10 protein-coding genes are annotated in these 11783 nt (G+C 44.1%); 8 read left to right on the top strand and 2 right to left on the bottom strand.

The genetic code is table 11. From position 1 onward, the window contains the following. The first annotated feature begins 53 nt into the window (after positions 1–53). From C170_RS07895 to C170_RS07875, 5 genes are all read left to right on the top strand, one after another. Positions 54–362, top strand: coding sequence for a hypothetical protein (locus tag C170_RS07895; protein WP_036608134.1), 309 nt, complete (start codon positions 54–56; stop codon positions 360–362). 170 nt (positions 363–532) lie between these two features. Further along, positions 533–1120 (top strand): alpha/beta fold hydrolase, encoded by a 588-nt coding sequence (locus C170_RS07890; protein WP_051447101.1) that lies wholly within the window; start codon positions 533–535, stop codon positions 1118–1120. Between the two features lie 192 nt (positions 1121–1312). After that, on the top strand, positions 1313–2311 hold the full coding sequence (locus C170_RS07885; RefSeq protein ID WP_036608128.1) for an AraC family transcriptional regulator: 999 nt from the start codon (positions 1313–1315) through the stop codon (positions 2309–2311). 131 nt (positions 2312–2442) lie between these two features. Then, on the top strand, positions 2443–3237 hold the full coding sequence (locus tag C170_RS07880) for an SDR family NAD(P)-dependent oxidoreductase (RefSeq protein ID WP_036608125.1): 795 nt from the start codon (positions 2443–2445) through the stop codon (positions 3235–3237). 188 nt (positions 3238–3425) lie between these two features. Then, a complete protein-coding gene (locus tag C170_RS07875; RefSeq protein ID WP_036608123.1) occupies positions 3426–6245 on the top strand; it encodes a glycoside hydrolase family 2 TIM barrel-domain containing protein in 2820 nt (939 codons plus the stop codon). A gap of 106 nt (positions 6246–6351) precedes the next feature. Here C170_RS07875 and C170_RS07870 read toward each other — a convergent pair whose 3' ends face one another. Both C170_RS07870 and C170_RS07865 read right to left on the bottom strand, forming a co-directional pair. After that, entirely contained in the window at positions 6352–7725 is a 1374-nt protein-coding gene (locus C170_RS07870) for a sugar phosphate nucleotidyltransferase (protein WP_036608120.1), read from the bottom strand. A 17-nt stretch (positions 7726–7742) separates the two neighbouring features. Beyond that, positions 7743–8552, bottom strand: coding sequence for a DUF6492 family protein (locus tag C170_RS07865; RefSeq protein WP_036608117.1), 810 nt, complete (start codon positions 8550–8552; stop codon positions 7743–7745). A gap of 202 nt (positions 8553–8754) precedes the next feature. Between C170_RS07865 and C170_RS07860 the strand changes: the two genes are divergently transcribed. From C170_RS07860 to C170_RS07850, 3 genes are all read left to right on the top strand, one after another. Next, entirely contained in the window at positions 8755–9519 is a 765-nt protein-coding gene (locus C170_RS07860; protein ID WP_036608114.1) for a YheC/YheD family protein, read from the top strand. Positions 9520–9716: 197 nt separating this feature from the next. Beyond that, positions 9717–10457: a LytR/AlgR family response regulator transcription factor gene (locus C170_RS07855; protein WP_036608111.1), complete on the top strand. Its 741-nt coding sequence runs from the start codon at positions 9717–9719 to the stop codon at positions 10455–10457. A 1-nt stretch (position 10458) separates the two neighbouring features. Then, positions 10459–11757 carry a GHKL domain-containing protein gene (locus C170_RS07850; RefSeq protein WP_036608108.1) on the top strand — a complete coding sequence of 433 codons (1299 nt, stop codon included), beginning with the start codon at positions 10459–10461 and terminating at the stop codon, positions 11755–11757. The last annotated feature ends 26 nt before the right edge of the window (positions 11758–11783 follow it).

The raw sequence follows: 11783 nt of genomic DNA, 5'->3' as shown, positions 1-11783 counted from the left end.
AAATATAATGCTGTGCAACATGTATATATTAATAAAGTTTTGGAGGCAAATCAATGAATCAGCGTTTTCGAATTACCCGATCCATGCAAGATAGTAATGCCGAACAATCCATCTCGCTGGAAGAGTGCAAACTCTACTTCGAATCCCAACCCGATTTTACCTATTCACCGGTTCTTAACATTGTAGGAGCAGAGAGCACCATGACCATTGAGGGGGACTTTTTTATGTGGGACCTTGAGGGTGCACAGATTGCTTTTCGTTTGTACATGGGGGATCTGTATGTAGCTATTTCTAACGAAGCTATTGTACCCAAAATGATTGAGATTGCAACAGATCTACGTGCAGATATCGTTGAAGGATAAGAAGTAGAGAACTAGAGTTTAATAAAATGTAATGATGTTAGTTGTAGTATACTTTAGACATCCCTGTAAAAATGAGACTAAAGATTCATTTATATTCCATATGTTAGATTGTAATATATGGAATATAAAACATTTTACAGGAGGGTAATGAAGTGAAAAAGACCAAATTAATGCTTGTTGTATTCCTGAGCATGATCCTTGCCTTATCAATAACTGGAATAGGATCGGGTTCAAAGGCTTCTGCAGCTACGGCACGTACACCCATTGTATTGGTACATGGATTGACCGGTTCAGATAGCAATTTTACAGCAATTGAGAGTTATTTGCGTAGTCAAGGGTGGACAAGAGACGAATTATTCGCGATTGACCTTCCTAGCAAACAAGGAAACCAGCTGTTGAACTCCGCAGCAATTAGTCGATTCGTAGATGATGTTCTGCGCCAAACGGGTCATACAAAAGTCAATATTATAGCTCATAGCATGGGTGGAGCTAATAGTCTCTATTACATACTTAACCGTGGAGGCGCTTCCAAAGTGGATAAGTTGATTACCCTTGGCGGGGCTAATCGATTGACCACAACGACAGCTCCGAGTGGAATAAAGGTGACTTCGATCTATTCCACCAGTGACACGATTGTGTCCCCGGTACTTTCCCGGTTGAACGGGGCGAACAACGTTTCGGTTTCCCTCGTATCCCATATCGGTCTGCTGTTTAACTCGCGGGTGAATGCCCTGATCAAAACTGCGTTGAATGAGTAGCTGAACATACAAAATGTGCATTCTTTCATAATATTCTGAATGATTGACTTGAACACGACTGACCATTCATGGTTAGTCGTGTTTTCGTATTACCCGGAAATGGCTCGCTGAGGTAAGTTTCAAAAATAGGTACATCCATTCTATAATTAGAAATCAGAATAAAAATGGAACAAGTTAAAGGAGTCTGTATACATGCAACCTCAACCGAATGATCGGATTAAAGTTCATCCAGGCTTTTGGGCTGGATTACATCAATTAGGGATTGGTGCTGATGACATCGCTCGTACAGCACAACTATCTCTTGAGACAATAAATAAACCTGTAGTGACCCAATCTCAATACTTCGCAATCTGGCAGGCCTACTCTGATCTCAATGGGGACACCGCCGAGGGCATCATCAAACTTGCAACCGGATATGAAATATCGAAGTATCCTCCACCTGTTCTGGCGATGTACCATGCTCGTGATTATCGTGATGCGTTGAATCGCATGGTGCGTTACAAGCAAATGTGTCCTCCCGAGAGTTTGCAGATTACCGAAGCAGGGGAGGAATGTATCATTGAACTAGGATGGTTACATAAGGAGCAACCAGGTCCGCCATTACTGGTCGGTATTACGCTGGCATTTCTGATCGAACTTGGACGGAGGGGCACAGGACAGCCTTTGATTGCAAAACGGGCTGAGTTCTCCCAACCGATGGGTGACGTAGCCACCCTTGAGGATTACTTCGGCTGCCGAGTCGATACGAATTCCAACTATAATCGGCTGACGCTGGAACGGAAAGATCTGAGTCTTCCATTTCTATCGTATAACGAGGAGTTACTGGAGATTCTGACCCCGGCACTGGATCGGTCGCTGGACGAACAAGAGAGCAATCGTTCCATTACTGAAGTGGTCAAATGGATTATGAAACGCAGCCTCACAGGAAAGCGCCCTGACATCCAGACGGTCGCCAAAGAGCTTCGCATGAGTGATCGTACTTTGCAGCGGCGACTGACGGAGGAGAACACAAACTTCAAGCAATTATTAACCGAGGCCAGACGTGAGCAGGCTCGAGCGTACCTTGCAGATCCTTCACTTGATATCAAAGAAGTGGCATTTCTGGTTGGGTATGAAGATCAGAATTCGTTCTATCGTGCTTTCAAGACCTGGGAAGGGGATACACCTTCAAATTGGCGTGTCAGGCAATAACTCTGGCGCAAAGTGCTAGTTACTAGATCCTTCAGACTGCGTAATATTGTATCTATCCGGTGTATGAAGCTTGTTGGCAATGTTCAAGAAGAAGCAGCCGGATAGTTGTAATCATGAAGGAGAAATGCAGGATGGATATGGGACTAAAAGAGAAAACAGCCTTAGTTACAGGATCGACAAAAGGGATCGGCAAAGCGATTGCTATAGAACTCGCTCGAGAAGGTGTTCATGTTCTGATTAATGGACGTAATGATGAAGAGGTGGAACAAACCGTTCGTGAAATCAAGTCCACTTTTCCGGAGACCTCTCCGCAAAAGGCTACCGCTGATCTTGTGGATCTGGCGCAACGGCAAGCTTTATTCGAGAAATTTCCTGAAGTTGATATATTAATCAATAACATGGGGATATATGAAATCATGAGTTATGAAGACATAAATGATGAAGTGTGGGAGAAATATTTCCGGACTAATGTACTTGCTGCCAATGGCTTGTCCCAATTTTATTTACCTAAAATGGTGAAGAACAATGACGGGCGTATTATTTTCATCGCAAGTGAAGAAGCCCTTATGCCTTCAGGCCAGATGCCGCAATATTGCATGACCAAGTCAATGCTGCTGTCATTATCTAAAAGTTTGTCCAAACTGACAGCAGGAACCGAGGTTACGATCAATACGATCCTGCCAGGTCCAACACTGTCCGAAAACGTACAAGAAATCATTGAGGGCATATACCCTGATGAGGCACTGACTTTTGAGGAAAAAGAGAAAGACTTTATGAAGAGTAATCTGCCACAGTCCGAATTACAGCGATTCATCAAGCCAAGTGAAATAGGCAGACTCGCTGCATTTGTATGCAGCCCATATGCTTCAGCCTTCAGAGGCTCTCCCATCCGGATGGACGGGGGCATGGTTCCCACCATATTTTAAAATTGTTCAGGATACAGGATATGTATCCATAAGATGTCGCCAGCATTGGCGACTTTTTTATTTGTAAATGATCTATGCGAGGGGCGTCAATCGAGTTTATAATACAGGTATGATTTCTCGAAAACGGTTTCTATTACTTGGAAGCGATTACTTGTATCGATTATATGAATCTAAAAGGGGACAATATCATGATAGAAGCAATAAATCTGGAAGGCATATGGAAACTCCAACTTGATGAACATAAGGTGGAACGTGGTCTGAATTTCTCAGACGTTATTACATTGCCAAATACTACATCTCATGCGGCCAAGGGCAAGAAAAACGAGAATGTGTTAATCGGTGCGCTGACGGATGAGTACTTATTTGAGGGTTATGCCTGGTTTTCACGAGAGATTGAAATTCCCGAACACTTGGCTGGCAAACGTTGCTTCTTGCATCTGGAACGAACACGAGTAACCACAGTTTGGATCGATGGGGTGGAATGCGGAACACAAAACAGTCTGAACACACCTCATCGTTACGAGATTGAGGCAGGGCTAACCGCTGGGACTCATACAATTACCATTCGAGTGGACAATACCAATTATCCAACCAAAGGTGGTCACCTTACATCCGAAGACACGCAGACGAATTGGAACGGCATCACCGGGAAATTGGAACTTCAATTTTTCGAGCGTGTTTTCCTGGATAATGTTCAGGTCTATCCCGATCTTGCGACTCGATCTTTCGAGATCAAGGCAGCACTTGTTGGTGACCTGCAAGAAGTACGAATCGTGGTTTCAGCTGTTGCAGTCAGTGCAGATCCGGTGTATACGACCGAGGAACAGATTTTCGCCCCGGATTCGCAGGAAATCCAGCTGACGTACAAGATTGGTGAAGATGCGATGTTATGGAGTGATGATGAACCTAACCTGTACCAACTTCATATTCATCTGCAAGATCAGGACGGGGAAGTGCTGGATTCCACCGAAGTATGGACGGGATTACGGGAATTCCGGGCTACCGGAGACAAATTCACCATTAATGGTCGCAAAACGTTTCTTCGAGGCAAACATGACGGGCTGATCTTTCCGCTCACGGGATACGCTCCAACAGATGTGGATGAATGGGTTCGTATTCTCGCTATCTCCAAGTCCTACGGTATCAATCACTACCGTTTCCATACCTGTTGTCCTCCGGAGGCTGCTTTTATTGCAGCGGATCTGCTCGGCATCTACATGGAGCCTGAGCTTCCGTTCTGGGGAACGATTACGGATGAATCTTCGGATGGGCATAATCAAGCCGAGCAGGATTACTTGATTAGCGAAGGATTTGCGATGCTGCGTGCTTTTGGTAATCATCCTTCGTTTGTCATGATGTCCATGGGGAATGAACTATGGGGAAGCAAGGACAGATTGAATTCGATCCTGAAGGCATACAAAGCATATGATCATCGTCATCTATACACCGAAGGTTCGAATAACTTTCAGTTTGTGCCGGACATTCTGGAGGAAAGTGAATTCTTCTGCGGGGTTCGTTTCTCCAAAGAGCGCCTGTTCAGAGGTTCATATGCGATGTGTGATGCTCCGCTCGGTCACGTGCAGACCGACCTGCCAAATACATTGAAAGATTACGATTCAAACATTGTACCTGAGCAAGGCAGCGATGCTGACCCTTCTGGTCAGACTGGGGACAAAGAGATTCAGATTCAGTATGGGACAGGTTCCAAAACAGTGCAGGCCGAAGCTGGAAGTGACCAACTTGTCTCACACGTACCAATCATCTCGCATGAAATTGGACAGTACGCCACGTTTCCTAATTTCGAGGAGATCAACAAGTATACGGGTTCACTCAAAGCCAAGAATTTCGAAGTGTTTCGAGAGCGTCTGAATGCCAAAGGGCTGGGACATCTGGCGGAAGCATACTTCAGAGCCTCTGGTAAACTCGCGGTCGCATGTTACAAGGAAGAACTGGAAGCTGCTTTTCGTTCGCAGCAACTAGCCGGGTTCCAGCTGCTGGATCTTCAGGATTTCAGTGGTCAGGGAACGGCGCTGGTGGGTGTACTGGACGCATTCATGGATTCCAAAGGCATGATTACACCTGAGGAGTGGAGAACGTTTTGTTCCGACGCTGTGTTGTTGGCGAGATTCCCCAAATATAATTATCAAGCGGGTGAATTGTTCGAAGCACGCATTGAACTAAGTTACTTCCGCAGACAGGCATTGGACGGACGTCATCTGAAGTGGGAAATTCAAAGCGAGCAGATCGAAGGAAGCGTCCTATTGGAAGGGAAAGCAGACCTGCCAGCGACCCATGGAGAACATTATGTGAATATCGCGGATCTCAGCATTCGCATTCCTGAAGTCTCCAATATGACCAAAGTGGAGCTTAGACTGTCCATTCCGGGCACGGATATCCGTAAGTCTTACGACCTGTGGATCTACCCGAGTCAGGAGGAAGTGGACCTGAGCGGTTTGAATCTATTTACCGAACTCTCGGAACAGGCGTTGGCGCTGCTTGAGCAGGGCGAGGATATTTTACTTTTCCCGAATCCCAATCAGCTTCAACACGCGATCCAAGGTTTCTATAGTACCGATTTCTGGTCTTACCCTATGTTCCGATCCATCTCGGAGAATATGAAAAGAGAAGTTCCTGTGGGCACAATGGGCTTGTTAATTCAACAGGATCATCCGGCCTTCGAACATTTTGTCACAGAGGAGCACTCAACTTATCCGTGGTGGAGCATCGTGTCCGAGTCGTCATCGATCATCTTGGATGAGTTGGATAAAGACTTGAATCCGATCGTGCAGACCATTGACAATTTTGAGCGAAACCACAAGCTCGGCCTGTTGATGGAGTGTCGGGTCCGGAAGGGGAGAGTGCTGATGGGAGCGCTGAATCTGGAGCGTCTGATGACTACATTGGAGGGCAGACAGCTGTTATACAGCTTCCGGCGTTATGTACAAAGTTCCGCTTACCAGCCAGTTGCACGTCTGGAAGTAGAGGAACTTCGCAAGTTGTTTAACTAAGATATAGGGAGAAGAAGTGTCAGGTTTCCCTTAATTATGCCAATGAGCCCCTTCCGCGAATGGAAGGGGCTATAAGACACGCAGATTGAATCGGTTCATTCTCCCATTAAGCGTTAGATGAACCTGCACTTTTTAGGATTACATTCCAATCTTCTTCTTCAAAAAGTATGTTGTCTTTATCCTCTGTTACTCCGATTCGGACCTCAAGGATCACCATTCTGGTTTCAGCCAGAATAGAAAAGAGACTCTCCTTGGTAATCGCAAACTGATTGCCCATACTCACTTGCATGACCTTTCCGTTGACAAGTATTTGCCCACTGCCTGCAAGCACGGTCCATGCTCTACACCCAGTTCTATGCCAGTTCAACCCGATATGGTTGCCCGGTAGAACCGTTATGTTTAATGTGGTTACAGTTGTATTCTCATTGTCTAACGAACTCTCAATGACACGATAACTGCCCCAGGTTGCTTCACCATACATCGGTTTTAATGGCAAGTTACCCAATTGAGCTTTAATTTCATTTGAATTATTTTTGTTGGCAATGAGAATGCCATCCGGACTTGCGGCAGCGATAATACCTGGCACGCCAATGACTTGGATGGGGTAGGGAAGCTCGTTAATAATATAGGAATCGGAGGAAGAACCCGAGATTCCACCGTGTCCGATTACATGGGTATCTAACTGTGCGCACAGCGTATCCCAGCTTCCGATATCCTGCCATACTCCCTTATAAGGCAGGACTACGGCCCGCTGTGCCTTTTCTGCAACATGCTTGTCAAAACTGCGTTCAGGCAACGCTTCATACAAGGACGACAATTGATCATAATGAACCGGAAGCCCCATTTTTTTAATATGGGATATCATAAACGCGACGGTGAACGCGTACACACCGCAGTTCCATAGTGCCCCACGTTGTAGCAGCGTTTCAGCAATGGAGGCTTCGGGTTTTTCTATAAATTGTGTTATGGGCGCATAAGCATTACGTTCTTCCCCACCTGGCAGGATGTATCCATACTGTTCTGAAGCATGTGTAGGCCTTGTCCCAATTAAAGCGATATCGGCTTGAGAGTGTTTCAGTATATCCGGCAGTAATTGGAAGTTGCTGAAAAAATCTTCACCTGCGAACACATCAGCTGGTGCGATACAGATCACATCGTCATCTTTGGCCATTCGGAAGGATTGCAGATATAACGTCGCTAAGGCCGCCGCAGTAAAAGTGCCTCGTTTATAAGGTTCCCCAATGACTGGTATTTTGCCTTGAGTATGTCGTGCCGTAATATTAGCCTGATCTTGATGTGAAATAATGAGTGTTGAATCCGTTAGGGATGAACTATCAAGCTGGCGGCATACTCTGCTGATCATGGATTCCCTACCTCCAGCGGGTGATGGAAGTATATCTATGAACAGCTTGGAGCGAAGCTCATTGGATAACGGCCAGAGCCTTTTGCCAGAGCCGCCGCACAGCATTACGATATGCATGGGCTTCCTCCTTAAGCTCAGGGAGCTTTACTATAGATTTTCCGTTTATGAAAGGAAAGAGAACGATATTTAAGAGCCAGATTGCGGATTTGTTGCTCTTTTAACGAAGAAGCGTTCACATTCAGACTTTTATTCTTGGAACTTCTAAGGACCATGCTGCCTGGGTTTTTCGTATACATAAAATTGGCATATGTTTCATACTCGGAGAAACCAAACTGCTTTTTCTTATTGATATTGGAGATGATGGCTTTGTACCATGGCAGTTTATGAACCGCTTCAATTTTCTGTTTTAAGGCAACGAGTTTTGATTTGTCGAACAGCATATAATGGGTGACAAAAGAGCGGGGACGCGGAGCTTTCATGCCTAACAACTTGCGGTAGGTATTGAAATATTCCGGCTGGCTCCAGTCACGGCAGTAAAAGACTGTTTTGCCTTCTACAAGAAATGAATGAGGTTTAATCAGTACGGTATCTGCATCCATGACTAGAAAGTACTTTGCCTTCACAATGGAATCTCCGTTCATTTTGAGCAGCTGCTGATATAACCAGCCTGATCGATTCCATCGGGAGGACTGGTAGTGTATGTCGTTTTTGGTTATAGGCAGGACGGATCGCTCATTAACAAAAATGCAGTTTTTAAGGGAACAGAGTTTTCTGATCTTGGTGCTGACCGGAGAAACAATATATATGCTTCCAATGGGATGTTTTACATAACGGCGAATGTTATCGATGACGAGGGGTAGGGTAGCCAAATCTTTCTCGATCGCTGGTATAAGAACATCAATCTTAGGCGCATTGTTCAACCGGATTCCAGGCTGGACAGACATCTTCTCAACTCCTTGCACAAATCGTGATGACTCATTATATGGTATGTGTGCAAAAGTGTTTTGGTCAGGGCATGTGCAAATATACATTTTTACGAATAGGGGCTTTTGTTGAGGGTTCCTTTATCGGTATTACATATAATGCTTGCAGGATCTTGATCAAACAGCAGGTTTTGATGCGGTTGCTGAAGGGAGAGTTTACGACATGGGAGTTGATAAGTTGCAGCCGTTAAGAAGCAAGTGGTTAAAAACAAAATTGATCATTAATAATGAATTAATTAAACCGTTCATCCCCGACACACAGAAATATAACAAGACGAATCTGAAATCCATGATCAGCAAATATGGAATGGTCTATGTCAAACCCGAGAGAGGTACTTTCGGGATGGGTGTTATTAAGGCAGAGAGGGAAAGTCAGCAACATTTTGTCTATCAGATCGAGCAAAAACGCCTGACGTTTGACAGTTTTGAATCGTTTTATAACAGTCTGACTCGTCTGGTGAATAAAAGAAGTTATCTGATTCAGAGAGGAATCCATCTGCTTAAGCACAATAACAGACGTTTTGACATCCGTGTCATGATACAGCTAAGCCCGACCAAACATTGGGAAGCTACCGGAATCATCGGGCGACTGGGTCATCCAAAGAAAATCGTAACCAATTATCATAGTGGTGGTACACCGATGGATATTCACAAGCTGCTAAAATCACATGCATCCACCAAACGCAGAAATGAACTGATTCAAGAGATGAATGAGCTTAGCCTGCGCATAGCTCGTCATATGAAAAAAAAGTACCCGCATCTTAAGCAAATTGGTGTGGATATCGGCCTTGACCACAGTCTGAAACCCTGGATTATTGAAGTAAATGTCAAACCTGACCCATATATATTCAATCAATTAAAGGACAAGACGATGTATCGCAAGGTAATACGATATTACCGCCATGCTTTCCCCAAAAAAACAAAATAACAGACTGGACTTTTCATAGGAATGCTGGAGAAGGTTACAAGCTCAAGAGTCGCCAATGTGGCGACTTTTTTTGTTGATCTGCGTTTTAGGGTCGGAATAATGCATTTCATCCCAATTCGACTCCGAAACCTATGCTAAAATAGTATATTCGAGAGTGAAATTCAGAGTCGATGTCGATGAAAGGCGGATGTTCCCCCATGTTCAATATTGCAATCTGTGATGATGAGGAGCAGCAACGAGAACGTGTGAAATCCATGCTGGTCTCCTTATCTCTAAAAACCAATTTTGATTTTCAAATTAGCCTATTCACATCTGGTGAACAACTGCTCTCACACTACAGAGAGGTTGGGGATACATTCAATATTCTCATCTTGGATGTGGAGATGGGCGGAATGAACGGGATTCAGACCGCTAAAGAGATCAGGAACATGAAGTTTCTGGATGTACAGATTATGTTTCTAACCAGTTACCCGGAATATATGGTGGAGAGCTTTGATGTCATCACCTTTCAATATCTGATCAAGCCAATCCAGCCGCAAGTTTTCGAGGAAAAGATGATTAAGCTGTGTCAATATTTTCAAGGATTGGACAAAAAGTATGTACTAATCAAATCAGACTATGATGAATTGCTGCTGAAATATGATGATATTCTCTGGATTGAGGTCGTCAAAAGTTTAACAATCAAGAACAAGTTGAATTTTGTGACACAGGAAAATGTACATGAGACCAAAGGCATTTTATCCAGTTATGCTACCGGTTTGAAAGACCATGGTTTCTTGCAGATTCATCGCTCGATTATCATCAACCTGATGCATGTTCAGAAGTTTTCCGGTACCCAGGTCGTTATGTTGAATGGAACGGAACTGCCCATAGGTCGATCCAAGGTCAAAGAAATCAAGGATGCTTACACCAAATATATGATCATGAGGATTCAATGATATGGGTACCTATATGATCTTTTCCATCATTTTTGTGACCTTACTTATGGCATTTCAGGCGAATTTTTATTTTGATTCTGTGTTGGGCAAGTCCAGACGAAAGCCGCGCAGAGCGATCTATTTCATGGTATTTCTCATGTTGGGTTATTTTTATTTGGTCTCTTCCTTCTCTGATATCGTTTCTACTGCTGTTGCTCTGCTGTTAATCTTCAGTCTGGCACAGTCCTATGAAGTGGAGTTCAAAATCAAGCTTGTTTTTACTATCCTGTATGCGGTTCTGATTACAATGGCAAATACGATAGCTGTATATATTCTCGGAGTTTTGGAATCCACAGAATTCATCTCATGGGAACAGTTCAACGGAGAAAACCACTGGATTCTCTCCAAGGTGATGCTGGTTGGTTGCAGTATCATGTTCATTGTTATTCAAATTGTGCGTCTAGTGGCTAAACGCAGAAGTTTTGCCGTGCATTATCGTTATTATTTGCTGTTTCTCATCGTACCCATTATTACGATCTATCAGATCAATGTGGCCTCCATATATAGTGAAAAAAACATATTCTACGTCTTTTCCGTACTAGGCTCTCTATTTCTCAACGTGTTCATTGTATATGTATTCGACAACATGGTGGAAAAGGTACAGCTTGCGCATGAAAATACCCAGTTACAGCGTCAGATGGACTACCAGGATGCCAACTATGAGAAGACCGTTCACAGTTTCAAAAACATTAAATCCATCATCCATGATATCAATCAGCAATTTCTGTATATTGATGAATGTATCCAGCGTAACGAACTGGCAGCGGCAGGTGACCATATCAAGTCAACATTAAATACCATTGAAGGTGCGTATCAGCGGGTGAACTCCGGCAATCTGGTCATTGATGCACTCGTTACAAATACCTTGGCTATGGGGCAGGCAAACGGGATCAAAATCGACACCAAAATCCAGCTCCACTCACAACATATTCAGATCGATCGGTACGATCTGTGTGTGGTGCTGGGTAACATGCTTGATAACGCAATTGAGGCCTCCAAGAAGGTTAGACAGGCTGAGGATCGATATATCCTGATTGCCATCCACTCCACATCATCTACACTGGTCATCCAGATTATGAATCATGTGGAGCAACCGATCGTTGACTTGAAAAGTGACAAGCCCAATCCGGAGTACCATGGGATCGGTCTAACCAATATATCGCGAATGTGCGAGAAATATGGTGGACATATGAGTATTGAGCATCAGCATCGGAAATTTAACAACATGGTTGTGCTTCCGTTCCACACCGACAATCCCTGAACCTGCCGTTCAGGGGTTGTTTTTTT

The organism is Paenibacillus sp. FSL H7-689 (assembly GCF_000517905.1).
GTDB classification, from domain to species: Bacteria; Bacillota; Bacilli; order Paenibacillales; family Paenibacillaceae; genus Paenibacillus; species Paenibacillus amylolyticus.
This window is presented reverse-complemented; position numbering and strand designations above follow the sequence as displayed.